19 protein-coding genes are annotated in these 24,618 nt (G+C 69.3%); all 19 read left to right on the top strand.

Annotated features, from left to right (window positions below):
• The first annotated feature begins 2 nt into the window (after positions 1-2).
• The 19 genes from AC1DVI_RS09160 to AC1DVI_RS09250 all read left to right on the top strand — a co-directional run bounded on the left by AC1DVI_RS09160 (position 3) and on the right by AC1DVI_RS09250 (position 24,528).
• Positions 3-977 (top strand): alpha-ketoacid dehydrogenase subunit beta, encoded by a 975-nt coding sequence (locus AC1DVI_RS09160; RefSeq protein WP_137118466.1) that lies wholly within the window; start codon positions 3-5, stop codon positions 975-977.
• 24 nt (positions 978-1,001) lie between these two features.
• Complete coding sequence (locus AC1DVI_RS09165) at positions 1,002-1,790, top strand: enoyl-CoA hydratase/isomerase family protein (protein ID WP_476957688.1); 789 nt, start codon at positions 1,002-1,004, stop codon at positions 1,788-1,790.
• Positions 1,791-1,792: 2 nt separating this feature from the next.
• A complete protein-coding gene (locus AC1DVI_RS09170; protein WP_476957689.1) occupies positions 1,793-3,043 on the top strand; it encodes a dihydrolipoamide acetyltransferase family protein in 1,251 nt (416 codons plus the stop codon).
• A gap of 18 nt (positions 3,044-3,061) precedes the next feature.
• Complete coding sequence (locus tag AC1DVI_RS09175; protein ID WP_476957690.1) at positions 3,062-4,234, top strand: acyl-CoA dehydrogenase family protein; 1,173 nt, start codon at positions 3,062-3,064, stop codon at positions 4,232-4,234.
• Positions 4,235-4,372: 138 nt separating this feature from the next.
• Positions 4,373-5,887: an AMP-binding protein gene (locus tag AC1DVI_RS09180; RefSeq protein ID WP_476957691.1), complete on the top strand. Its 1,515-nt coding sequence runs from the start codon at positions 4,373-4,375 to the stop codon at positions 5,885-5,887.
• Complete coding sequence (locus tag AC1DVI_RS09185) at positions 5,884-7,287, top strand: MmgE/PrpD family protein (protein ID WP_476957692.1); 1,404 nt, start codon at positions 5,884-5,886, stop codon at positions 7,285-7,287. Before AC1DVI_RS09180 ends, AC1DVI_RS09185 begins: the two co-directional genes overlap by 4 nt.
• Before the next feature lie 29 nt (positions 7,288-7,316).
• Complete coding sequence (locus tag AC1DVI_RS09190; protein ID WP_476957693.1) at positions 7,317-7,952, top strand: TetR/AcrR family transcriptional regulator; 636 nt, start codon at positions 7,317-7,319, stop codon at positions 7,950-7,952.
• Positions 7,953-8,058: 106 nt separating this feature from the next.
• The gene (locus AC1DVI_RS09195) at positions 8,059-8,343 is read left to right on the top strand and encodes a hypothetical protein (protein WP_476957694.1); all 285 of its coding nucleotides are present in this window, start codon (positions 8,059-8,061) and stop codon (positions 8,341-8,343) included.
• A gap of 96 nt (positions 8,344-8,439) precedes the next feature.
• Positions 8,440-10,074 carry an ABC transporter substrate-binding protein gene (locus AC1DVI_RS09200; protein ID WP_476957695.1) on the top strand — a complete coding sequence of 545 codons (1,635 nt, stop codon included), beginning with the start codon at positions 8,440-8,442 and terminating at the stop codon, positions 10,072-10,074.
• 13 nt (positions 10,075-10,087) lie between these two features.
• A complete protein-coding gene (locus AC1DVI_RS09205; RefSeq protein ID WP_476957696.1) occupies positions 10,088-13,774 on the top strand; it encodes a hybrid sensor histidine kinase/response regulator in 3,687 nt (1,228 codons plus the stop codon).
• Positions 13,775-13,790: 16 nt separating this feature from the next.
• Complete coding sequence (locus tag AC1DVI_RS09210) at positions 13,791-14,210, top strand: response regulator (RefSeq protein ID WP_149165621.1); 420 nt, start codon at positions 13,791-13,793, stop codon at positions 14,208-14,210.
• A 201-nt stretch (positions 14,211-14,411) separates the two neighbouring features.
• Positions 14,412-14,699 carry a hypothetical protein gene (locus AC1DVI_RS09215; protein ID WP_476957697.1) on the top strand — a complete coding sequence of 96 codons (288 nt, stop codon included), beginning with the start codon at positions 14,412-14,414 and terminating at the stop codon, positions 14,697-14,699.
• A gap of 3 nt (positions 14,700-14,702) precedes the next feature.
• Positions 14,703-15,020 carry a hypothetical protein gene (locus AC1DVI_RS09220; RefSeq protein WP_476957698.1) on the top strand — a complete coding sequence of 106 codons (318 nt, stop codon included), beginning with the start codon at positions 14,703-14,705 and terminating at the stop codon, positions 15,018-15,020.
• A gap of 43 nt (positions 15,021-15,063) precedes the next feature.
• Entirely contained in the window at positions 15,064-16,689 is a 1,626-nt protein-coding gene (locus tag AC1DVI_RS09225) for a PepSY-associated TM helix domain-containing protein (RefSeq protein WP_476957699.1), read from the top strand.
• Positions 16,690-16,891: 202 nt separating this feature from the next.
• A complete protein-coding gene (locus AC1DVI_RS09230; RefSeq protein WP_476957700.1) occupies positions 16,892-18,829 on the top strand; it encodes a TonB-dependent receptor domain-containing protein in 1,938 nt (645 codons plus the stop codon).
• 106 nt (positions 18,830-18,935) lie between these two features.
• The gene (entS, locus tag AC1DVI_RS09235) at positions 18,936-20,198 is read left to right on the top strand and encodes an enterobactin transporter EntS (RefSeq protein ID WP_476957701.1); all 1,263 of its coding nucleotides are present in this window, start codon (positions 18,936-18,938) and stop codon (positions 20,196-20,198) included.
• Complete coding sequence (locus AC1DVI_RS09240) at positions 20,195-21,295, top strand: efflux RND transporter periplasmic adaptor subunit (RefSeq protein WP_476957702.1); 1,101 nt, start codon at positions 20,195-20,197, stop codon at positions 21,293-21,295. The genes entS and AC1DVI_RS09240 overlap by 4 nt, the downstream gene beginning before the upstream one ends.
• A gap of 157 nt (positions 21,296-21,452) precedes the next feature.
• Positions 21,453-23,459 (top strand): efflux RND transporter permease subunit, encoded by a 2,007-nt coding sequence (locus AC1DVI_RS09245; protein WP_476957703.1) that lies wholly within the window; start codon positions 21,453-21,455, stop codon positions 23,457-23,459.
• Positions 23,410-24,528 carry an efflux RND transporter permease subunit gene (locus AC1DVI_RS09250; protein ID WP_476957704.1) on the top strand — a complete coding sequence of 373 codons (1,119 nt, stop codon included), beginning with the start codon at positions 23,410-23,412 and terminating at the stop codon, positions 24,526-24,528. Before AC1DVI_RS09245 ends, AC1DVI_RS09250 begins: the two co-directional genes overlap by 50 nt.
• The last annotated feature ends 90 nt before the right edge of the window (positions 24,529-24,618 follow it).

The following is a 24,618-nucleotide window of genomic DNA, read 5'->3' on the forward strand; positions in this document are numbered from 1 at the left end:
CGATGCCGAAGCCTTTGCGCTATGTGAACGCCGTCGCCCAGGCCCTCAACGACGCGATGGCCGCCGACCCCGCCGTGATGCTGATGGGCGAGGACGTGGCCGCCGCCGGCGGGCCGTTCAAGGCGACCCGCGGCCTGCTCGACGCCCACGGGCCGGAGCGGGTGCGCGACACGCCGATCTCCGAGGCCTCGCTGGTCGGCGCCGCCGTCGGGGCCGCGCTGACCGGCATGAAGCCGGTGGTCGAGATCATGTTCATGGATTTCGTGACGCTGGCCATGGACGCCGTGGTCAACCAGGCCGCCAAGGCCCGCTTCATGTTCGGCGGACAGTGCAGCGTGCCGATGGTGCTGCGCACGCCGCACGGCGGCGGGCTGAACGCCGGGCCGCAGCATTCGCAGTGCCTGGAGGCGTGGTTCGCCCACATCCCCGGCCTGCGCGTCGTCTGCCCGGCCACCGTCGCCGACGCCTACAGCCTGCTGCGCGCCGCCATCGAGGCGCCGGACCCGGTCGTCGTCGTCGAGAACAAGGCGCTCTACGCGCTTCAGGGCGACATCGACGTGAACGCCCCGCGCGAGGTCGGCAAGGCGCGCATCGACCGGGCGGGCCGCGATGCCACCATCGTCACCTACGGCGCCACCCTCTACGCCGCCCGCGCCGCCGCCGACCGGCTGGCCGCCGAGGGCATCGAGGCGGAAATCGTCGACCTGCGCTGGATTCAGCCCTGGGACGAGGAGGCCGTCTTCGCCTCCGTCGCCAAGACCCACCGGGTGGTCATCGCGCACGAGGCGGTGCAGGCCTTCGGCGTCGGGGCGGAGATCGCCGCGCGCATTGCCGCGGATGCCTTCGACGACCTCGACGCCCCGGTGCTGCGGGTCGGCGCGCCCTTCATGCCCATCGCCTTCGCCAAGACCCTCGAAGCGGCCTATCTGCCCGACGCCGACCGGATCGTCGCGGCGGTCAAGAGCACGCTCGCCTGAACGCCCCACGGGAGGACAAACACCATGACGGAAGAAAGCCCCATCCTCATCAGCCGCGACGGCGCCGTGGGCCTGATCACCATCAACCGCCCGGCGACTCTCAACGCCCTCGACGTGCCGACTCTGCTGGAGCTGGAGCGGGCGCTGGGCGAGCTGGAGACCGACGACGGCGTGCACGTCATCGTCGTCACCGGCGCCGGCGAGCGCGCCTTCGTGGCCGGCGGCGACATCGCCGACCTCGACAGCCGCCAGGGCCTCGCCCACTATCTCGACTTCGCGGAGGTCGTGCACCGGGTGTTCCGCCGGTTCGAAACCTGCGACAAGCCGACCATCGCCGCCGTCAACGGCTGGGCGCTCGGCGGCGGGACCGAGCTGGTGCTGTCGCTCGACATCCGCATCGCCGCCGACAGCGCGAAGTTCGGCCTGCCGGAAATCAATCTCGGCCTGTTCCCCGGCGCCGGCGGCACCCAGCGCATCCTGCGCCAGATCCCGGCCTGCCGGGCGCGTGAGCTGGTCTTCACCGGCGACCAGTTCACCGCCGCGGAGGCCGTCGCCTGGGGATTGGTCAACCGCGCCGTCCCCAAGGCCGAGCTGATGGCCGAGGCGATGGCCACCGCCCACAAGATCGCCGCAAAATCGCCGCTGATCCTGAAGCTGACCAAGCGCACGCTGCGCCATGGCGCGGAGATGCCGCTCGGCGCCTCGCTGGCCTACGAGCAGGCGATGATCGGGCTGGTGCTCGACAGCCGGGACGCGCACGAGGGCTGCCGCGCCTTCCTGGAGAAGCGCAAGGCCGCCTTCACGGGGCAATGACCATGGTCCGCGAACTGGTGATGCCCAAGCTGGGGCTGACGATGACCGAGGGGGTGCTCGCCGAATGGCGGGTGTCTCCCGGCCAGCCCTTCCGCAGCGGCGACGTGCTGCTCGTCGTCGAAACCGACAAGATCGCCTCGGAGGTCGAGGCCGACAGCGACGGCGTGCTGATCGAGACGACCATCCCGGCCGGCGAGACGGTGGCCGTCGGCACCCCGATCGCCCGCTGGTCCACCGATGGCGCGGGCGCCGCCCCCGCTCCGCAACCGGCGGAGGCCGCCGCCGCGAAGGCCGCCCCGGCACCCGTCGCCGCCAACGCCCGCTCCCTGCCCGCCCCGGTCCGCGCCAATGGGGAGCGCATCCTGTCGACGCCGCTCGCCCGCCGACGCGCCGAGGGGCTCGGCGTCGATCTCGCGGCGGTGGCCGGAAGCGGCCCGCGTGGCCGCATCAAGGTCGCCGACGTCGAGGCGGTGGCGGCCCAAACGCGGCCCACGCCTCAACCGGCGCCCCAACCAGCGCCCCAGCCGCTAAAGGTCGAAGCCCCTGCCGGGGAGCGGTCGAAGCCCACCACCCTGCAAGCGACCGTCGCCCGTCGCCTGACCGCCGCCAAGCGCGACGTCCCGCACTTCTACCTCGCCGCCGAGGCAGAGGTGACGGAGCTGGCCGCCCTGCGCGACCGGCTGAACGCCGACACCGAATCCGGGCTACCGCGGATTTCAATGACCCATCTGGTGCTGGCCGCCGTCGGCCGGGCGCTCGCCGCCATGCCGGAAATGGACCGGGTGTGGGACGACGAGCCTCCCGGCGGGGCGATCCTCGCCCTTGGCCGCGGCGACATCGGCATGGCGGTGGACACGCCGCGCGGGCTGGTCGCCCCGGTGCTGCGCGGGGCGGCGACCCTGCCGCTCGACCGGCTGGCGGCGGAGGCCGCGTCGCTGACCCGCCGCGCCCGCGACGGCCGCCTGACGGAGGAGGACTTCCAGGGCGGCGCCATCACCGTGTCGAACGCCGGCATGCACAACGTCACCTACATGACCTCGATCATCAACCCCGGCCAGTCGAGCATCCTCGGCGTCGGCAGCATCCGCTCCGTCTTCCGTCCCGACGCGGCGGGAGCCCCGGTGCTGAAGCGCGAACTCGGCCTCGTCCTGTCGGCGGACCACCGGCTGTTCGACGGCGTGACCGCCCTGGCCTTCCTCAACCGCATCATCGCCGGGCTGGAGCGGCCGTTGCGCCTGCTTCGCGCCGCCTGACCCAAGGAACGAATCCCCATGGACTTCCAGCTTTCCGAAGAACAGCGCCTGATGATCGAGACGGCGTCGCGCGTCGGCGCCGAGTTCGGTCCCGACTATTGGCGCGAGCAGGACGCGAAGAAGAGCTTCCCGACCGAAGCCTGGGCCGGCATCTGCGAATCCGGACTCGGCGGCGTCTCCCTGCCGGAGGAGTATGGCGGCTCCGGCCTTGGCATGCTTGACATGGCGCTGGTGGTGGAGGCGCTGTCGGCGGCCGGCGGCGGTTCCACGCTGGCCCAGCTCTTCATGATCAACCCGATCTTCGGCGGCGTGGCGCTGGCAAAGTTCGGCACCACGGCGCAGAAGGACGCCATGCTGCCCGCCCTGATCCAGGGCAAGCTGAACTTCTGCATGGCGCTGACCGAGCCCAACGCCGGCTCCAACAGCCTGGAGATCCGGACCTTCGCCCACGCCGACGGGCAGGGCTGGCGGCTGAAGGGCCAGAAGATCTGGATCACCGGGGTGCCCGACGCGCAGAAGATGCTGGTGGTCGCCCGCACCACCCGACTGGAGGAGGCGGGCCGCCGCACCGCCGGCATCAGCCTGTTCCTGATCGACGTGGACCGCGAGGGGCTCAGCCACCAGCCGATCGAGAAGGTGGGCACCAACACGCTGGCCTCCAGCACCGTCTACTTCGACGACGTGCGGATCGAGCCGGACGAGCTGATCGGCACGCTCGACGGCGGTTGGCACCAGCTTCTCGACGTGCTGAACACCGAGCGCATCGTCACCACCGCCGGACTGGTCGGCGCCGGCAGCCTCGCCATCCGGCTGGCGGTGGACTACGCCAAGGACCGCAAGGTCTTCGGCGACAAGCCGGTGGCCGCCTACCAGGGCGTCCAGTTCCCGCTCGCCCAGGCCCACGCCGAGCTGCAATGCGCCCGGCTGATGAATCTGAAGGCGGCGTCCCTGTGCGACACGGGCCTGCCCTACGGCAGCGAGGCCAACATCGCCAAGCTGATCGCGGCGCAGGCGGCGTCCCACGCCATCGAGCGGTCGATGCAGGCGATGGGCGGCATGGGTTATGCCAAAGAGTATCACGTCGAGCGGCTGTGGCGCGACGCAAGGCTGTTCCGCTTCGCCCCGGTGTCGGAAGAGATGGTGTTGAACTTCATCGCCATGCACGATCTCGGCATGCCGAAATCCTACTGAAGCGGATTACGATCCGCTTCGGACCGCGACCGCGGTCCCGGCCGCCCATGCGGCCGAAGCCCGACCGGCAAGTGAGGTCGTATAGACAGCGGAACCGGCGGGCAACGCCGGACGCACATCCCGAGGGAGGGGATACCCGTGGTCAATCTGAGCGCCTTCATCCGGTTCCACGCGCTGCGCACGCCCGACCGGCTGGCGCTGGTCTACGGCGACCAGCGCATCAGCTACGCCGATTTCCTCGACCGCATCGGGCGCATGGCCGCCTTCCTCCACCGGCGCGGCGTGCGCGAGGGCGACGTGGTGGCGGTGGTGATGAAGAACAGCGCCGCCTTCCTGGAGATCGCCTTCGCCGCCAGCCACATCGGCGCGGTGTTCCTGCCGATCAACTACCGGCTGGCCGCCCCCGAGGTCGCCTTCATCACCGGCAACGCCGGGGCGGTGCTGGTCTTCGCCGACACCGAACTGGCCGCGGCGGTGGAGGGCGAACCGAACGCCGTCCTGGTCGACGCGGCGGCGCAGGCGGACGGGCGGACGCTGGCCGGCATGGAGGGGCCGGTGCCGCCGATGCGGGTGCGCGGGACGCAGGACCTGTTCCGGCTGATGTACACGTCGGGCACCACCGACCACCCCAAGGGGGTCATGCATTCCTACGAGAATTTCTACTGGAAATGCATGGACCATGTGACGGCGCTGGGGCTGACGGCGGAGGACCGGCTTCTCGCGGTCGGGCCGCTGTACCATGTCGGCGCCTTCGACCTGCCGGGCCTCGCGGTGCTGTGGCTGGGAGGGACGATCTGCCTGCTGCGCGACTTCGATCCGGACGCGGCGCTCGCGGCCATCGAGCGCGAGCGGCTGACCGGCGCCTGGTTCGCCCCGGTGATGGTCGGGCGCATCCTGTCCCACCCGGAGCGCGGGCGCTACGACGTCTCCAGCCTGAAATGGGCGATCGGCGGCGGCGAGCGCACGCCGGAACAGCGCATCCGCGACTTCACCGGCCTGTTCGCCAACGCCCGCTACATCGATGGCTACGGCCTGACCGAGAGCTGTTCGGGCGACACGCTGATGGAGGCCGGGCGGGAGATCGAGAAGATCGGCTCGACGGGCCGGGCGCTCGCCCATGTGGAGATCGACATCCGCGACGATGCCGGCACCTCCCTGCCCGCCGGGGAGATCGGCGAGATCTGCCTGCGCGGGCCGAAGGTCACCAAGGGCTACTGGAAGGACCCGGAGAAGACGGCGCGCAGTTTCTACGGCGACTGGTTCCGCACCGGCGACGTCGGCTATCTCGACGCCGACGGCTTCCTGTTCCTGACCGACCGCAAGAAGGACATGATCATCAGCGGCGGCGAGAACATTGCCTCCTCGGAGATCGAACGGGTCGTCTTCCTGCTGCCCCAGGTCGTCGAGGTCGCCGTCATCGCCGTCCCCGACGAGCGCTGGGGCGAGGTACCGGCGGCGGTCGTGGTGCTGAAGGAGGGCGAGAGCCTCGACGCCGAGACGCTGGAACAGCACTGCCGCCGGCACCTCGCCGGCTTCAAGATCCCCAAGCGCCTGCTGCTGCGCGAAGCCCTGCCGCGCAACCCGTCCGGCAAGGTGCTGAAGCGCGTGCTGCGCGACGAGCTGATTCCGACCCGCGAGGAGGACACCCCATGACCGCTTCCGAAACTTTGGCGGCGGCCATCGCCCGCTTCGTCGCCGGCCTCACCCTGGACAGCCTGCCGCCCGACGTGGTGGAGAAGGCGCGGGTCTGCCTGCTGAACGGCTACGGCATCGCGCTCGGCGGCCACAGCACGCCCTACGCCCCGGTGGCGCGGACGGCGGCGCTGGCCCTGCATGGGGAACATTCCGGCGGCGTTACCATGCTGGGGGATGGACGACGGACCAGCGTTCCCGGCGCGGCGCTGGCCGGCTCCCCCCTGTTCCATGGCCGGGCGCAGGAGGACACCTGCGGCGCCGCCCACATCGGCGCCGTGCTGATCCCGCTGCTGACCGCACTGGTCGAGGCCGGGGAGGGGCCGGTGGAACGGCTGCTGCCCGCCCTGGTCGCCGGCTACGAGGCGGGCGGGCTGCTGGAGAACGCCTTTTCGCCGCTGACCACGCCCACCGGCCTGCGCGCCTCGCCGCTCTACGGCACGCTGGCCGCCGCCGCCGGGGCGGCGTACCTGCTCGGCCTGCCGGAGGAGCGCATCGCGGCGGCGCTCGCCAACGCCGCCTCCTTCACCGGCGGTATCCTGCAATCCTTCGACGACGGCACCGACGAGTGGCGTTATCAGGTCGGCGTCGCCGCGGTGAACGGCCTGACGGCGGCGCGATTGGCGGCGGCGGGCTCCGTCTCCGCCCCCCGCGCCTTCGAGGGCCGCACCGGTTTCATCCGCGCCTTCGCCCGCACCGGCTGCGATCCCGTGGAACTGGCGGCGCGGCTGGGCCGCGATTGGTCGATCCACCGCGTCACCTTCAAGCCCTACCCGGTCTGCGCCTTCAACCAGACCCCGGTCACCGCGGCGCTCGCCCTGCGCGGCGAGGTGGGAGGCAGGGCCATCCGGTCGGTGACCGTGCGCATGAACCCGTTCGAGACCGGCTACGCCGGCATGGATTCGAAGGGACCGTTCGTCAGCATCTCCGGCACGCTGATGAGCATCCCCTTCTGCATCGCGCTGACCCTGCTGCGCGGCGTGCCGACCATGGAGACGATGACCCGCTACGACGACGGCGCGGTCAACACCCTGGTCGAACGGGTCGATCTCGTCCCCGACGAGGGCGTGCGGCGGCTGTGCTGCGCCATCGAGGTGGTGCTGGAGGACGGCACGGCGCTGACCCGCCGCCAGGACATGACAACCGACGACTTCTCACTGCCTTGGGAGGCGGTGAGCGCGCTGGTCCGCCGCATCGGGGACGAAACCGGGGTACCCGCCGACGCCTACGACCGGATCGAGCGTTTCGCCCGCGCCCTGCCCGACGCGGCAATCGGCGACGTGCTGGAAGCGTTCGGGCGGCTTCCCGATCACCCGCATCAGGTGTCGGTTTCTCTCGTCAAAGGCGTGGGGAACGGCTAAATCCGGGACGGTGAGGGAGATTGCAGGCGATGGCGGCGATGGGGCGGACGGCGGGAAAGAAGACGCGGGTGCAGCGATCGGAAGAGGTCCGCGACGCCCTGTTCCAGGCCGCCGCCGAGGTGGTGGGGGAATACGGCTACATCGACGCCTCGATCACCCGCATCACCCAGCGGGCGAACCTGGCGCAGGGCACCTTCTACAACTACTTTTCCTCACGGCAGGAAATTTTCGACGAGTTGCTTCCGGTGCTGGGCGCCAAGATGCTGGCCCACATCCGCCAGCAGGCCAGCGGCGCCAAAACCTTTCTGGAGAAGGAGGAACAGTCGTTCCGGGCCTTCTTCTCCTTCCTCAAGCGCATGCCCTATTTCCTGCGCATCCTGAACGAGGCGGAGATTTTCGCACCCAAGGCCCACCGCCAGCACTTCCACAACATCACCGGCGGCTACATGCGCTTCCTGCGCAGCGCCCGCAAGAACGGCGAGATCGCCAACCTCGGCGACGAGGCGTTGGAGCCGCTGGTGTACATGCTGATCGCCACGCGGGGCTATCTCGCCCTCCGCTACACCGATGAGGACGGCGTCGTCAATCTGCCGGAAGAAGCCGTTCGAATGTATCTTCAGCTTCTCTCGAAGGGTCTTCTGACCAAAGGGCCGGACATCCCGTGAAGAACGCGTCTTCGCGGGGATGACGACGTGGGGATTGTCGCCGAACACATGGAGACGTTTCCAGACAATCTGTGAACGGGATTCATGCTCCAATCAGAAAGGCGTCATGGATCTCGGCGGCCGGGTCGGCGCCCCCCACCAATCCGTGCATCATTTCGTCGCCAAAACAGCCCGGGACGATGACGCCGCTCTGGACGTGGTCCGGTCGTGTGTTCCGATCCGTCGCACAACGATGGCGACGCCGCCTCCCTGTCCGCTCCCCGCCAAATCTCTCGATACAACCCCGAAATGTGTTTTTTCCATCAATCCCCATCGACTCATTCCGGTCGTTATAAAAAATTTCGTTGAAGAAGCCGTGTTTCCCCAAAGAAACTCATTGATTGTCTTCTGAAAGATATCGTCAATTGCAAGTAGGCGCCGTTTGGCTTTAATCTCCGCACACCAATTGGGGGCTCGGGCAGATGGTCGGTTGAGGGAGGACGGCGGAGTGAAGGCGGATGTGTTGAAGAATGGGGTGGCCCGGCTGGGCGGGGCATTCCTGATCGCGGCGGCGGCTCTGGCGGGCGCCGGGGCGCAGCAGAAGGCCGAGGCGGCATCGACGCTGGTCTTCTGTTCGGAAGGCAATCCGGACAATCTGGCCCCGGCGCTGGCCCGCACCAACACCAGTTTCGACGCGATCCTGCACGCCTACGACACGCTGGTGCGCTTCGACGCGGAATCGAGGAGCATCGTGCCCGCGCTGGCGGAATCCTGGACCATCTCGCCGGACGGCACCGTCTACACCTTCAAGCTGCGCCCCGGCGTGCGCTTCCACGACACGCCCGGCTACACGCCGACGCGCACGCTGACCTCCGCCGACGTGCTGTTCAGCTTCTACCGGCAATGGCACAAGGACCACCCGTATCATTCGGTCGGAAACGGGGCCTACAACTACTTCAACGATCTTTCCATGGGATCGATCCTGAAGTCGATCGAGGCGGTGGACGACCTGACGGTGCGCTTCACCCTCAACCGGCCGCAGGCGCCCTTCCTGGCCAACCTGTCGATGGTCTTCGCCGCCGTCACCTCGGCGGAATACGCCGACACCATGGCCAAGCGCGGCACGCCGGAGCTGTTCGACCTGGAGCCGGTGGGGACCGGCGCCTTCCAGCTTCTCTCCTATCAGAAGGACAACCTGCTCCAGTACAAGGCGTTCGAGGGGCACTGGGCCGGGCGGCCGCCGCTGGACAATCTGGTCTTCGCCATCACCCCCAACGCCACGGTCCGGCTGAACCGGCTGCAAGCCGGCGAGTGCCACGTCATGCCCTATCCCAACCTGACCGACCTGCCGAAGATCCGGAACAGCCCGTCGCTGACCCTGCTGCGGCAGGAGGGCTACAACGTCGCCTTCCTCACCTTCAACGTGGAACGGAAGCCGCTGGACGACGTGCGGGTGCGTCGGGCGCTCAGCATGGCCATCGACAAGGAAACATTGGTGGACGCGCTCTACGGCGACACCGGTCGTACAGCGAAGAATCCGCTGCCGCCGACGAGCTGGGGCTACAACGACGCCATCGCGGACATTCCCTACGACCCCAAGGGGGCGAGCCAACTCCTCGCCGAGGCCGGCTACGCCAACGGATTCGAGATCGAGTTGTGGCACATGCCGGTGGCCCGGCCCTACATGCCCGCCGGCAAGCGGGCGGCGGAAATGATGGCCAACGATCTGGCCCAGGTCGGCGTCAAGGCCACCCTGGTGACCGACGACTGGTCGGTCTACATGAAGCGGCTGATGAACGGCGACCACCAGCTGGGCATGATCGGCTGGACCGGTGACAACAGCGACCCGGACAATTTCCTCTACACGCTGCTGAGCTGCGAGGGGGCCCGCAAGGGCGGCGGCAACATGGGCAAATGGTGCGACCGCTCCTTCGACGACGCCATCATCGAGGCCAAGCAGACCACCGACGTCGCCAAGCGCACCGCCCTGTATCATCGGGCTCAGGAGATCTTCAAGGATCAGGCTCCGTGGCTGCCGCTGGCCCATTCCATGGTGTTCATGGTGCTGCGCGAGGAGGTGACGGGCTATCGGATGAATCCCTTCGGCCTGCACCTGTTCCACCGCGTCGATCTCGCCCGGTGAGCGGCGGCGCGCGGTGACGATCCGCACCAACATCGCCCAGCGGATCGCCGCGGTCGGCGGCATGCCGGTGCTGGTGGCGGCGGCGATCGCCATCGTCGCTTGGTTCCTGCTGCAGCAGTCCGACCGCGCCAACGGCTCGGTGGTCACCGCCGGGACGATCTACCGCGAACTGCTGGGGGCGGAGGCGGCGCGTTCCGACTATCTGAACACCGCGGCCAGCCGGCGGGCGGCCCAGGCCGTCCGGTTCGACGCCCACACCGGCGCGGCGCGCCGCCAGTTGGACGCCCTGGCCGACGCCACCGAGGACGATGCGCTGGAAAGCGCCGTCAGCGAGACGCGACGGATTCTGGACCGCTACGCCACGCAGATGGAGGAGCTGAAGGCGGTCACGGAGCGGAACGACGCCCTGATCGGCGCCATGGCCCAGCAGGCGGCCCTGCTGATCGACATCACCGACGCCGCCCGCCAGCGCCAGAATCTTGCCAACCTCGGCTATGCCGAAACCGTGGCCGACTCCGACCGCCGCCTGAGCCTGCACCGCGACGTTCTGGACAACGCCCGCAGCATCTACGCCGCGCTGGCCGGGCTGTGGCGGCACGAGGCCGCCCGGCTGTCTCGGGAACACGGCCAGACTCAAGGCGGCGGCGCCACACCCGGCAATTCCGGCGCGCACGACACCGGCGTGCTGATGCTGCGCCTGAGCAACAGCGCGGACGCGCTGGAGGACGCGCTGGAGCGGGCCGCCGCCGCGGAAGGGCGCGGGGGCCGTGGGCAAAAACGCATCGTCGCGGCGGTTTCGCAGGTGTCCAGCGCGTTGATGGACGGCGGCGACATCCGGGACGGCGCACAGGAACTGGAAAAGCGCATCGACCAGATCCTGAACGTCTACGGCACGGCCTACGCCGCCACGCTGAACGAGGTCACCGAACTCACCGCCCACGCCGTGTCGGCCAACGAGACCGAACAGCAGGCGCAAGGCGTGACCATCGCCGTGCTGAAGCTGGCGCACGCCACCGCCGATGCGGTGAGCCACCGGGACATCGGCGCGACCATCGCACTGATCGCGGACGGCACTGCGGTGGAGGAGCAGATCGAGCGGATCGCGCTGCCTCCGCTGGTTCGCGGCGGCATGATGTCCGCCGTGGCCGGATGGCGGGAAAGCCTGGACAAGGTGCGCGAGGGGCTGAGCGTTCAGGACCTGATGATCGCCCAAATGGACGCGGACGCGAAGGAAATGGCGTCGGGCGCCAGCGCGCTGAACGACACGTTCCGCAGCAACGCCGAAACCATCGGGGCCTTCCTGCGGTCCGCCCTCGTGCTCGGGGCCACCGCCGGCCTGCTGCTGGCGATCGCCGGGGCCTTCTACGCCGCCCGCTCGATCACCCGCCCGCTGGACCGCCTGCAACGGCAGATGGTCCATCTGGCCGGGAACCCGCTGACCGGCGCCATCGTGGACACCGGACGCCAGGACGAGGTCGGGGCCATGGCCCGCTCGGTTCAGCATTTCGTCACCGAGATCGCCCAACGGGAAACCGCCCTGCACGAGGCCAAGAACCAGGCGGAGGAGGCGACGCGGGCGAAGTCCTCCTTCCTGGCGGTGATGAGCCACGAGATCCGCACGCCGATGAACGGCGTGACGGCGATGGCCGAGATGCTGGACCAGACCGACCTGACCGAGGAACAGCACGGCATGCTGGGCGTCATCCGGTCGTCGGCCCAGGCGCTTCTCATCATCATCAACGACATCCTCGACTTCTCCAAGATCGAGGCGGGCAAGCTGGAGATCGAATCCGTCCCCTTCTCCCCCCTGGAGGTGGTCGAGGAGTCGGCGGAACTGGTGGCCGGGCGCATCGAGGAAAAGGGGCTTCAGCTCTCCGTCGACGTCGGGCCGGGCGTTCCCGACCGGCTGACCGGCGATCCGACGCGCGTGCGCCAGATCCTCATCAACCTGATGGGCAACGCCGTCAAATTCACCGAGAAGGGCAGCGTCGCCGTGACGGTCAGCGCCGAACCGCGTTCCGGCACGGATGGCGCCCCGGATCGAGGCGTGATGCTGCGCTTCGCCGTGACCGACAGCGGGATCGGCCTGACCGAGGAGCAGCGGGCCAAGCTGTTCCAGCCCTTCCAGCAGGCCGACAGCTCGACCTCGCGCCGCTTCGGCGGCACCGGGCTGGGGCTGACCATCTGCCACAAGCTGTGCACCATGATGGGGGGCGGCATCGGGGTGGACTCGGTGTTCGGCGAGGGCTCCACCTTCTGGTTCGAGCTGCCCTTCGCGGTGGCCGCTCCCTCCGCCGACTGCCCGCAGCCGCGAACGCCAGCGGCTCCGGCGGTGGCGGTGGACGACGCCCGCGTGGTGGCCATCGGCTTCGACGGGGACGGGCGCCGGGCGCTGCAGGGCATCCTGGCCGCCGCCGGCATCGCCCCGCTGGGCTGGTACGATCTGAACGGCGGCCTTGAGGCGGTGACCGAGACCCAGGTCGGTCCGGCGGAACAGTCCACTCTTGGCGGCGAGGCCGGGCGTCTGGTGGTGGTGGTCAATGGCGGGGTTCAGTCCGAAGCCGCCATCGCCTGCTGCCGCGCCATCGTGCAGTCCCCCGCCTTCGCCGACGGTCCCATCCCCGCGGTCATCCTGGCCGTGCCGCGGGCGCTGGCCTCCACCATGTCGGAAGCCGACCGCATCGGGCTGCTGTGCGCCGTCAATCTGCCTTTGCGGCGGCGGCGGGTCTGGCTGGCCATCGCGGCGGCGCTGGGCCGGGCCAGCCTGGAACGGCGGTCGGAACCGCGGGAGCATGACGCCGCCGGCTGGGAACCGCCGCCCATCGAGACCGCCATCGCGGCCGGTGCGCTGATCCTGGTGGCGGAGGACAACCCGATCAACCAGACGGTGATCCGCCGCATGCTGAGCAAGCGCGGCTACGCCATCGAAATGGCCGACAACGGCGCCCGCGCGCTGGAGATGCTGAGGCCTGGCCGCTATGGCTTGCTGCTGACCGACTTCCACATGCCGGAGATGGACGGCTTCGGCCTGACCCACGCCATCCGCGCCCGCGAACGGGAATTGGCGGAGGCGTTGGGCGCCGGTGCCGTGACCCGGCTGCCCATCGTCGCGCTGACCGCCGATGCCCTGCCGGGCACGCAGCAGCGCTGTCTGGAAGCGGGAATGGACGGCTATCTGACGAAGCCCATCGAATCCCGGCTGCTGGCCGAAACGCTGGACCGCTTCCTGCCGCAGGCCCGCTCGCTGCGCCTGCCGGCCCGCCGCACGCCCGCCAAGCCGGAGCCGACGGCCGTGGCCGAAGCGCTCTCCGCGCCGAGCTGGGCGGACGCCGACATCGACCCGCAGATCTTCGACCTCGGCCAGCTGGGCCAGAATTTCGGCAGCGACGATCCGGACGCCATGGTCTTCCTCGGCGATTTCCTAAGCATGGCGCCGGGACTGATCCAGGCTGCCGTTACGGCGCTGGAGGCCGGAGCCGCCGGGGAAGCCCGCGACGCGGTCCACACGCTGAAGGGGGCGGCCCTGTCGATCGGGGCGGCCCGGCTGGGCCGGCTGGCCGCCGACACCCAGGACCTGCTGGACGCCGGGGACGCGGAGACCGCCGCGCTTCTCGCCGGCATGCTGGACGCCACCCTGGACGAGTTGATCACCGCGACCGCCGCGATGCGGGCGTCGCACAGTCCCGCACCGACGTCTTGAACAAGGGCAGCCCACCATGGCGGTAGATTACTCGAAGCTGAGCATCCTGATCGTCGAGGACGACAACTTCACCCGTGGCCTGATCCGCAAGGTGCTGAAGGAGATCGGCGTCCGCTCGATCTCGGAATCCTCCAACGGCAAGGACGGGCTGATGGAGGTGGTGCGCACGCGCCCGGACATCGTCTTCTGCGACATCCACATGGCGCCGATGAACGGCAAGCAGTTCCTCCAGGGCGTGCGGGGGATCAAGGTGAAGGACGTGGACAAGACCCCGGTGATCTTCCTGACCGGCGACTCGGACCTCAGCACCGTACGCTTCGCCAAGGAGCACAACGTCAACGGCTATCTGGTCAAACCGATCAGCCTCGCCAAGCTGCGCGACAGCATCGACGCGGTGGTGTCCAGCAACGTCGGAATGACGCAATGGCTGACCTGAAGACAGCCTGAACCCGCCGTCGCAAACGCCCTGAAGCCGGCCTCGGGAATCTTCCGGAAACGATGGAGCGTGCGCCCACAGCCGATCGCGGCGGTGATTTTTAATGCAAATAGGAATCACTTGCAATTTCAATCACTGATTGGCAGAACATGGCCCTCATCCACCAAATCGGATTGGCGCGCCATGTTTGGAAACGCATCGATGGCGGAAGCCGCCTTCCACGGGCTGGCATTGGCCGCGACCGTGGCCGGAATCGCCGGGTTCTACCTTTCGGCACCGCGCCAGCAATGGCTGACCCGCGCACTGGCCGGTCGCCGCAGCCGCATGATCGGGACGCTCGCTCTGCTGGAAGGGTGGCTGCTGTGGTCGGTGGTGATGCATCCGGTGACCGCACTGTTCACCAGCCTCACCGTTGCGATGCTGGTCCTCACCATCCTGCCGTTCGCCGCCGCCGCCCGCGGAGCCATGCTCGCGCGCCGGGAGGGCTGAGCGATGGCCGACGCATCCTCCACCCGCAACACGCAGGCGCCGATCCGTCCTGACTGGTGGAGCAAGAGTCTGGCCGGAGTGGTCCTGGGCTTCTCGCTGGCCATCGCCCTGTCGGGACTGTTCGCCTGGATCGGCCCCGGCGGGCCGGCCGCGGTGAACAAGCTGCAATTCATCATGTGGCTCGTCGTTCCGATCTGGCTGGGAGTGGTCAGCGTCTGCTTCCTGTTCCGCAGCGGGCGTCAGGCTTGGTTGTGGCTGGGCTGCGCCAACATCCTGGCCCACACGGCGCTGCTCGCCGCGCGCAGTCCGCTGCTGCACTGACCCGTCGCCCACCCGTCCCGCCCTCACAGCCGCGAGCCGAGCCATGGCCATCCGCACCGACGTCGTGCGCCTATACCGTCAGGTCCACACCTGGACCGGCATCCTGACCGGGTTGATCCTGTTCGTCTGCTTCTATGCCGGCGCCCTGACCATGTTCAAGGAACCGCTGGAACGCTGGATCACGCCGCCGGTGGCGGTGACGCCGGCGACGCTCGACCGGGCGGAGGATCTGGTCGCCGCCACGCGCGCCCTGCGGCCGGAGGTGCGGGACTTCACCCTGGCGGTCGAACCGGCCCTGGCCGGAGAGGCGCCGCTGCGCCTGACCTGGACGGAGGAACGCTTCGACCCCGCCCCCTGGGCCGCCACCCTGTCGCCGGACGGGAGCGTGGCGGTCGAGCAGCTCAACCCGTCCGGCATCGGGCTTCTGGTGGATTTCCTGCACCGCACCGTGGGCATTCCGGGCGATCTCGACATCGGCACGACGGTGACCGGCATCGCCAGCGCCCTTTACGTCGTGGCGCTGGTGTCCGGCGTGATCATCCTGCTGCCATCGCTGGTCAAGGATTTCCTGATCCTGCGCGTCACCCGGAACGTGAAGCGCCTGTGGCTGGACGCCCACAACGTGCTGGGGCTGATCAGCCTGCCCTTCCACCTCGTCATCGCCCTGTCGGCGGTGGTGTTCGGGCTGCACGACCACATCTACGACACGCTGGACCGCGTGGTCTATGGCGGGCAGATGCGCGCGGTGGCGGCGGCCAGCAGCCCCTTCCGCACCGTGTCGAAGGACATGGGTCCGGCGGGCATGCTGCCGCCCAAGGAGTTCCTGACGCGCGTCCACAGCCTAGCCCCCGGCTTCCAGCCGGTCAGCCTGGAGTATCACGACGCCGGCACCGGGGCCGCCACCGTGCGCGTCTGGGGCCATGACCCGCGCTATCTGGTGCGGCGGGAGGGCTTCGTGCTGATGGGGGCGGTGGATGGCCGGATCATCGACACCGAATACATGCCGGGGCACCAGAACGGATGGTCGGCCACCGTCTCCGCCTTCTTCGCGCTGCATTTCGGGAGCTTCGGCGGCGGCATCGTGCGCTGGTCCTACTTCCTGCTCGGGCTGGCCGGAGCGGCGCTGTTCTACACCGGCAACCTGCTGTGGATCGAGTCGCGGCGGCGGACGGAGCGGCAGGCGAGAGGCCCGGTCGAGCAGAGCCGCGCCACCCGCCTGCTCGCCGCCGGGACGGTCGGGGTCTGCCTGGGCTGCGTGGCCGGCCTGTCGCTGACCATCGCCGCCGGAAAATGGCTGAGCGGGCTGGTGGACGACCTGCACGCCTGGCATTGGGGCATCTACTACGCGGTCTTTCTGGGTGCCTGCGCCTGGGCGTTTCTGCGCGGGGCGTCCCGTGCGGGTGTGGAACTTCTGTGGGCCAGCGCGGCGGCCACTGCCGCCATCCCGGCGACCTCGCTGCTCGGCCTCGTCATGCCGGGTCTTTGGCTGTCGGACGGGCTCATCGGGATCGATCTGGTGGCGGTGGCCGGCGCCCTGGCCTTCGCCGCCATGGCGCGTGGCGCGGAGCGGCGCGCCCAGACCGGCCCGCGGGACAGCGTCTGGTCCGCCCCGCATGAGCGCTCGGAATCGGAGATGGGCATCCAGCCGCTGACCCACCCGGCGGAGTGATCGGGTCCACCTAAAAAACAACTTCGCCGAGTCATAGTCCTTGCGGCGAAAAGGGATATGCACTAACAATCGAAAGAGGTAGTTGAGAATGAGTCGCATTAGCAACTACGTGACTGTCTAATCAGGGGATATGAGTATGACCAATCGCACAGCGGGGGCGTGTGCAGAGGAAGGGACGGCGGCCGGCCGTTCGGTGGCTGCGGTGAAATCCGCAACCATGGTGGGTGCGGCGCTGGCGGCCGCGCTGGCGGGGGGAACGCCGGCGCTGGCCCAGCAGTCCGCCTCGGAAGGGTCGCCCGCCGCCGTCCAAACGCTGGGGCCGGTGACGGTGACGGCAACCGGCACGGCACAAAGCACGCTGACCGCTCCCGCCTTCACCACCGTCATCACGTCGGAGGATCTGAAGAAGGAGGGCGTCGCCTCCTCCGGCCTGCCGGAAGTCCTGGGCCGTTCGGTGGGCGTCAACGACCGCACCGACGCCACCGGCCGCGACGAGGTGGTGATCCGCGGCATGGGCCAGAACTACTCGCTGGTGCTGGTGAACGGACGCCGCGTCTCCACCTCCGACGCGCTGTGGCGCGGCGGCGACTTCGACTACCACTCGATCCCGATGTCGGCCATCGAGCGGGTGGAGGTGGTGCGCGGCCCGTTGTCGGCGCTCTACGGATCGGACGCCATCGGCGGCGTGGTCAACATCATCACCAAGAAGCCGACCGACAAGTGGTCGGGCGAGATCAACGGCGACTACCGCGTCGTCGAGCCGGGCCGTGGCGGCACCCAGTACCGCACCGGCCTCTACGCCGCCGGCCCGATCGTGGACAAGGTCTCGGCCTCCGTCTCCGCCGAGTATTTCAACCGGCAGGCTTGGTACGACGACTCCCGCTACAACGGCGTGGTTCCGGTCCTGGAAAAGAAGAACCTGGCGAACCTGCTGACCACGCTTGCCTGGGACGTTACGGAGAACCAGACGCTGGAGGCCAATTACGGCCTGAACCGCGACAACCGGCCGCGCGGCTACTACGACCGCTGGCTCTCCTCCCAGAAGCAGGAGATCGTCCGCAACACCTTCGGCGCCGCCCATCGCGGCAACTGGAGCTGGGGCGACACGCTGGTGGAGGCCAACTACGAAGACGGCCGCATCGACGACTTCAATTCCGCCTTCAACGCGCCGCAGCAGCGGCACCTGAAGGAGAAGAACCTCTTCCTGCACGGCCGCAGCAACTTCCAGCTCGGCTTCAACCGGCTGACCGCGGGTGCGGAATACCGCAAGCAGACGGTGGAGGACCCCAACACCTTCCTGCAGTCCGGCAAGTCGGAAATCGGGCAGAAGGCGGTCTATCTCCAGGACCAGATCGGGCTGATCGATGGGCTGACCCTGACGGTCGGCACGCGCTACGACCACCACGAGATCTTCGGCGGCAACTTCACCAGCCGCGCCAACGTCGTCTACGCGCTGACCGACGCGTTGTCGCTGAAGGCCGGCGTCAGCCAGGGCTACAAGGCGCCGGACGCCTACCAGCTCAGCCGCGAATACCGGATCGTGAGTTGCGGCGGCCGCTGCTTCCTGTCGGGCAACCCCGACCTCGAACCGGAGACCAGCACCAACTACGAGATCGGCCTGGAAACCCGCTATGACCGCTGGGACGGCAGCGTCGTGCTGTTCCACAACAAGGTCAAGGACATGATCCAGGCGGTCTACGATCCTGTGGCCGTCGCCCGCAATTGGAGCAACATCAACAACGTCGACATCTCGGGCGTCGAGGTGACGGGCTCCGTCAGCCTGACGCCGAAGCTGCTGCTGTCGGGCAATTACACCTACCTCTACACCGAGCAGAGCAACGGTGCGGAGCTGGACTACCGTCCGCGCCATAAGGTCAACGCCTCCCTGACGTGGCAGGCGCTGGACGCCGTCAGCACGTCGGTGTCGACCAGCTACACCGGCCCGCAGCTCCAGGGCACCAGCAAGATGCCCGGCTACACCCTGCTGAACTGGGGCGTCAGCGCCGACGTCACCGAGGCACTGACCGTCGGGGCCGGCGTCAAGAACATCACCGACGTGATCCTCAGCGAGAAGAACGTCAACTTCACGTCGGTGGAGGTGGGACGCAACTACTACGTCTCCGCCAACTACCGCTTCTGATCCGCCGCCGCCCGTCCCCGGCCTGCTCCGGGGGCGGGCGCGCCCGCCTTCTGAAAGCCGCCTTCGGTCCCGTTGCCGCGGGCGCCGGTGCCGGAAAGGCCCGCCGATGCTCCTGTCGAACCTTTTCGTCGATGTCAGCCTCCTGAAGACCAACCCTGACTTCCGCCGCGTGCTGATCGCCCGGACGATCTCGCTGATGGCCCTCGGCCTGCTGTCGGTGGCGGTGCCGCTCCAGGTCTACGCCCTCACCGGATCAAGCCTTCAGGTCGGGCTGGCCGCCGCCTGCGACGGCGTCGGCATGTTCCTGGGGCTGCTGCTGGGCGGCGTGCTGGCCGACCGGATGGACCGCCGCCGCCTGATCCTGGTCGCCCGCAGCGTCTGCGGCCTGGGCTTCCTCGGGCTGGCGGCCAACGCGGCGCTGCCCTCCCCGTCCCTTCCGGCGATCTACATCCTGTCCTTCTGGGATGGCTTCTTCGGAGCCATCGGCGTCAACGCTCTGCTGGCGGCGATGCCGCATCTCGTCGGGCGCGCCAATCTGGTGCAGGCCCGCGCGCTGGGCATGCTGTCGATGCGCGTCGCCACCATCCTGTCGCCGGCGCTGGGCGGCCTGCTGATCGCCGGGCTGGGCGTCGGCTGGGTCTATCTGCTGACGGCGCTGGGCACCGGGCTGACCGTTCTGACGCTGCTCGGCCTGCCCCGGATGATGCCGCAGGGCGAGGCCGGGGAGAATCCGCTGCGCGCCATGGCGCAGGCCTTCGCCTTTCTCGCCGGTCACAAGGTGATTCTGAGCGTGGTCGCTCTCGGCTGCCTGACCACGGTCGCCACCTCCATCCGAATCCTCTTCCCGGCTCTGGTCGAGGAGGTGTTTGGCGGCGGCGCCTTCGAGACTGGGTTGATGTACAGCGCCGTTCCCGTCGGGGCGACGCTGGGCGCCGCGCTCAGCGGCTGGGCCGCGCGGCTGGAGCGTCCGGGTCTGGTGATGGGCGGCGCCTGCATGGGCGCCTTCGCCTGCGTCGCCGCGATCGGGGCCGCCGGAAGCCTTCCCAGTGGTTTCTATGTGGCGCTGCCCGTGCTGGTGCTGTTCGGCTACGCCACCTCCATCGCCTCGCTCCTGGAATACAGCATGGTCCAGGGCCACACGCCCGACCGGCTGCTGGGCCGCGTCAACAGCCTGTGGACCGCGCAGGACGTGTTCGGCGACAGCGCCGGCACCATCGGCATGGGCCTGCTGGCGACGCTGCTGAGCCCCGCCGTCGGAATCCTGGCGCTGGGCCTGGGCGCCTTGGCGCTCGCCGCCGCCGTGACCGCCACCGCCACCACGATGCGCGGAGCGCCGATGAACGACCCCGCCCTGGAGGGAACCGGATGATGAGAAACCGGATGATGACGCGCGCCATGCCGATCCTGCTGACTGCCGCCCTGCTCGCCGCCGCGCTTCCCGCCGCCGCCCAGACGCGGGTGAAGGTGACGGCGGTGGTCGCCGCCCCCGTCCGCCAGACCTTGCATCTCCCCGGCACGCTGGTGTCGCCGCAGAGCAGCGCACTCTCCGCCCAGGTCGAGGGCCGGGTGGACGCCCTGCTGGTCGAGGCCGGCGACCGGGTGGAGGCCGGGCAACCGCTGCTGCGGCTGGACGACACCATCGCCCGGCTGGAACTGGAACGGCTGGAGCATTCGCTGGCCGAGGCCGAACACCTCCAGCGCGACGCCCTGCGGCTGGCCCGCGAGGCGGAGGCGCTGGCCGGCGTGCAAAGCGTCTCGCAGTCCCGCTTCCGCACGCAGCTCGCCCAAGCCGCCATCGAGGAGGCCAAGGTCCGCCAACTCCGCGCCGCCGTCGCCATCCAGCGGGAGCAGGTGGCGCGTCACGCGCTGATCGCGCCCTTCGCCGGGGTGGTGACCGAACGGCGCACCGAACGCGGGCAATGGGTGGGGTCCGGCGGCTCGGTGCTTCAACTCGCCGCCACCGACCCGCTGCGCGTCGTGGTCGATGTGCCGGAGCGCCAGCACGGGCGCATCACGGCCGGCACGCCGGTCAGCGTTCTGGTCGCCGACGCGCCGGAGGGGGCCGGCATCGCCGCGGCGGTCGAGCGCGTGGTGCCCGCCGCCGATCCGGTCAGCCGCAGCTTCCGCGTCCACATCGCGCTTCCCAACCCCGAGGGGCGGCTGATGCCCGGCATGTCGGCGCGCGTCGGCGTCGCGCTCGGCCCGGCGCCGGGAACGGCGGAGATCGCGCTCCAGGTCCCGGCGGACGCGGTGCAGCGCCATCCCGACGGCAGCGCCCGCGTCTGGGTGGTGCAGCGCGGCGACGACGGGGCGGTGGCCCGCCCGGTGGCGGTGCGCACGGGCCGCCACTCCGGCGACCATGTGGAAATCCTCAGCCACGAGCTTCGCCCCGACGATCTGGTGGTCGTCCAGGGCAACGAGGGCCTGCGCCCCGACCAGCCGGTCGTGCCGGACATGGTGGGGTGAGGGATTCAGCCCTCTCCCCTCTGGGGAGAGGGTGGCCCGGAGGGCCGGTGAGGGGGTTGCGCTTTTGCCGGACGCTCCAAAACGCGCAACCCCCTCACCCTAACCCTCTCCCCGGAGGGGAGAGGGGAAACCGCAAGTTTCCTTATCCGGAGTCGCGATGACCCGCCTGATCCTGCGCAACCCGCTGGCCGCCCTGGTGTCGGTCCTGATCCTGTGCCTGCTGGGCGCGGTGTCGGTTTTCCGCATTCCGGTGCAGATGATCCCAGACATCAGCCCGCGCCGGATCATGGTGGAAACCAACTGGCCCGGCGCCACCCCGCAGGACGTCGAGCAGGACATCCTGATCGAGCAGGAAAAGTACCTGCGCGCCATCCCCGGCCTCGTCCGCCTGTCCTCCAGCGCCGAGTTCGGCGGCGGTCAGGTGGAGCTGGAGTTCCCCTCCGGAACCTCCGTCGACGAGGCGCTGATCCACATCGACAACGCGCTGTCCCAGGTCACCGATTACCCGGAGACGGTGGACCGCCCGCGCATCGTCGCCGAATCCGCGACGGCGGAGCCCTTCCTGTTCTTCGGCGTCGAGCGGCTGGACGGCGCCACCGACGCGGAGACCATCCAGCGCGAGACCAACTGGATCGAGAACGTCCTGCGCCCGCGGCTGGAGCGTGTGGCCGGTGTGGCCAAGGCCGAGGTGATCGGTGGGGCCGCGCAGGAGATCCACATCCTGCTCGACCCGCTGAAGCTGTCCGCCCGCAACCTGAATGTGGGAACGGTGCGCGACGCCGTGCGGGCGCGCAACCGCGACGTCTCCGGCGGCGACCGCGACTTCGGCAAGCGCCGCTATTTCCTGCGCACCATCGGGCGCTTCGCCGACCTGGAGGATCTGGCCGACCTGATCGTCGCCCGCGAGAACGGCACGGCCATCCGCCTGCGCGACGTCGGATCGGTGACCATGGCGACCCAGGAGGCGCGCAGCGTCGCCTTCGCCGACGGGCGCCCCACCCTGCTCGTCACCATCGGCAAGCGGGCCGGCGCCAACGTCATCGCCGTCAAGGAGGCGGTGACCGGGGCGGTGGAGGAGTTGAACCGCCACGCCCTGAAGGAGCGCGGGCTGACCATGCGGCTGCTGTCGGAAGACGTGCGCTACATGGAACGGTCCATTGACAACGTGCTGAGCAACCTGATCGCCGGCAGCGTCCTGGCCGCGGTGGTGCTCCTGCTGTTCCTGCGCTCCATCCCGGCGACCGCGGCGGCGGCGGCGAGCATGCCGGTCTGCACGCTGGCGACCCTGCTGGTCCTGGCGGCCGCCGGGCGCAGCATCAACGTGATCTCGCTGTCCGGCGTCGCCTTCGCCATCGGCATGACGCTCGACAACAGCGTGGTCGCGCTGGACGCCATCGCCCGCCATCTGCGCATGGGCAAACCGCGCGCCGCCGCAACCGAGGACGGCATCGCCGAGGTGTGGCCGGCGATCCTGTCCTCCACCCTCACCACCGTCCTGGTCTTCCTGCCGGTGCTGTTCATCACCGCGGAGGCCGGGCAGCTCTATTCCGACATCGCCATCGCCATCACCGGCGCCGTCGTCATGTCGATGGTCGCCGCCCTCGTCCTGGTCCCCGTCGTCGCCGGACGCTGGTCTGTGGCCTCCCCGGCGGCCATGGCCCCAAAGGAAGGCGCGCTGGGCGTGGCGGTGCGCTGGATGCTGCGCAGCGCCCGGCGGGAGCTGGCGATCCTCGCCATCTCCGCCGCGGCCATGGCGGCCGTCATGCTCACCATGGTGCCGCCCGCCGAATATCTGCCGGAGGGCGAGGAGGCGACCGTCTTCAGCTTCATGGCCGCCCCGCCCGGCTACAGCATGGAGTCGATGCAGGAGGTCTGGCGGCAGATCGACCCGCTGCTGAGCCGTCAGGTGGGCGCCGCGGACACCGACGCCGAGACCGGCATTCCGCCGCTGCGCGTCAATCTGAGCTTCATCCGGCCCGGCTTCATCCGCTTCGTGACGGAGCCGATCAACCCCGCCGACACCGACGCGCTGATCGCCAACGTCACCAAGCGGATGCGGGCGATCCCCGGCATGCGCGGCTTCGCCGACCACGCTCTACGCCACGGCGCTGACGGTGCTCGACCGCGCGGGCGATCTGTTCCCCGACGGGCAGGTCAACAGTGACCCCTCCCCGCCCACCCTGGCCATGTCGCAGCCCTTCCTGGAGCTGCACCCGAACTGGGAGCGCGCGGGCGAGATGGGCATCGGGCTGGCCGAACTGGGCTACACGCTGCGCGCCTATTCGGACGGCGCCTTCGCCGACGAGTATCTGCTGAACGACGAGACGCTGGACATCTATCTGCGGGTGGCCGGGGGCCTGGGTCGCGATCGCCAGAGCTTCGCCGATCTGGTGCTCCACACCGGCCGCGGCGCACCGGTGCCGCTGTCCAGTCTCGCCGAACTGCGGGAAACCGTGGGTTCCTCCAGCATCACGCGGATCGACGGGTTCCGGACGGTCACCCTGACCATCATCCCGCCACGGTCGGTGGCGCTGGAATCCGGCATCGCCGCGGTGCGGAGCGATCTGGTGGACCGGCTGCGCGCCGAGGGCGTGATACCCGACGGGATGAGCACCCGCATCACCGGGGCCGGCGGATCGCTGGACGAGTTGCGCTCCGCCCTGGCCGGCGGATTCCTGCTGGCGCTCGCCATCACCTATCTGGTTCTGGTCGCCGTCTTCTCGCACTGGGGCTATCCGCTGATCATCATGGCGGTGGTGCCCACGGGGATCGGCGGCGGGCTGGTCGGGCTGTGGCTCTACAACCTCGTCGCCGGCCTGTCCGGAGGCTTCGGCCCGCCACAGCCCTTCGACGTGCTGACCATGATGGGCTTCCTGGTGCTGGTCGGAACGGTGGTGAACAACCCCATCCTGATCGTCGAGCAGGCCGCCGTGAACCGACGGACGCACGGCATGTCCGGAGCGGAGGCCATCGCCGACGCCTTGCAGAGCCGGCTGCGCCCCATCCTGATCACCACGGTGACGACCATCGCCGGCCTGATCCCGATGGTGGCGGTGTCCAGCGCCGGGACGGAGTTGTACCGCGGTCTGGGGCTGGTCGTGCTGTGCGGCCTGCTGATCTCCAGCCTGGTGACGGTGACGGTCCTGCCCGTGGTGCTGTCGCTGGTCTTCCGCCTGTCCGACCGCTTGGGCGCTTCGGCGCACGACCGGAGGATGGCGGAAGCGGGCGATTAATTCCGAGAGAGAAAAATCCCGCATCGGTTGAAGAAAGCGCTTGCGCGGGATCGAACATATCCCTATATTGCGAATGAGAATCATTCGCAT

The sequence above is a fragment of the Azospirillum sp. P4_B5 genome, from assembly GCF_056402275.1.

Excerpts from the sequence above, each read along its gene's own strand:
- AC1DVI_RS09160 (WP_137118466.1), top strand. The coding sequence starts at position 3 with ATGCCGAAGCCTTTGCGCTATGTGAACGCCGTCGCCCAGGCCCTCAAC.
- AC1DVI_RS09165 (WP_476957688.1), top strand. The coding sequence starts at position 1,002 with ATGACGGAAGAAAGCCCCATCCTCATCAGCCGCGACGGCGCCGTGGGC.
- AC1DVI_RS09170 (WP_476957689.1), top strand. The coding sequence starts at position 1,793 with ATGGTCCGCGAACTGGTGATGCCCAAGCTGGGGCTGACGATGACCGAG.
- AC1DVI_RS09175 (WP_476957690.1), top strand. The coding sequence starts at position 3,062 with ATGGACTTCCAGCTTTCCGAAGAACAGCGCCTGATGATCGAGACGGCG.
- AC1DVI_RS09185 (WP_476957692.1), top strand. The coding sequence starts at position 5,884 with ATGACCGCTTCCGAAACTTTGGCGGCGGCCATCGCCCGCTTCGTCGCC.
- AC1DVI_RS09190 (WP_476957693.1), top strand. The coding sequence starts at position 7,317 with ATGGCGGCGATGGGGCGGACGGCGGGAAAGAAGACGCGGGTGCAGCGA.
- AC1DVI_RS09195 (WP_476957694.1), top strand. The coding sequence starts at position 8,059 with ATGGATCTCGGCGGCCGGGTCGGCGCCCCCCACCAATCCGTGCATCAT.
- AC1DVI_RS09210 (WP_149165621.1), top strand. The coding sequence starts at position 13,791 with ATGGCGGTAGATTACTCGAAGCTGAGCATCCTGATCGTCGAGGACGAC.
- AC1DVI_RS09215 (WP_476957697.1), top strand. The coding sequence starts at position 14,412 with ATGGCGGAAGCCGCCTTCCACGGGCTGGCATTGGCCGCGACCGTGGCC.
- AC1DVI_RS09220 (WP_476957698.1), top strand. The coding sequence starts at position 14,703 with ATGGCCGACGCATCCTCCACCCGCAACACGCAGGCGCCGATCCGTCCT.
- AC1DVI_RS09225 (WP_476957699.1), top strand. The coding sequence starts at position 15,064 with ATGGCCATCCGCACCGACGTCGTGCGCCTATACCGTCAGGTCCACACC.
- entS (WP_476957701.1), top strand. The coding sequence starts at position 18,936 with ATGCTCCTGTCGAACCTTTTCGTCGATGTCAGCCTCCTGAAGACCAAC.
- AC1DVI_RS09240 (WP_476957702.1), top strand. The coding sequence starts at position 20,195 with ATGATGAGAAACCGGATGATGACGCGCGCCATGCCGATCCTGCTGACT.
- AC1DVI_RS09245 (WP_476957703.1), top strand. The coding sequence starts at position 21,453 with ATGACCCGCCTGATCCTGCGCAACCCGCTGGCCGCCCTGGTGTCGGTC.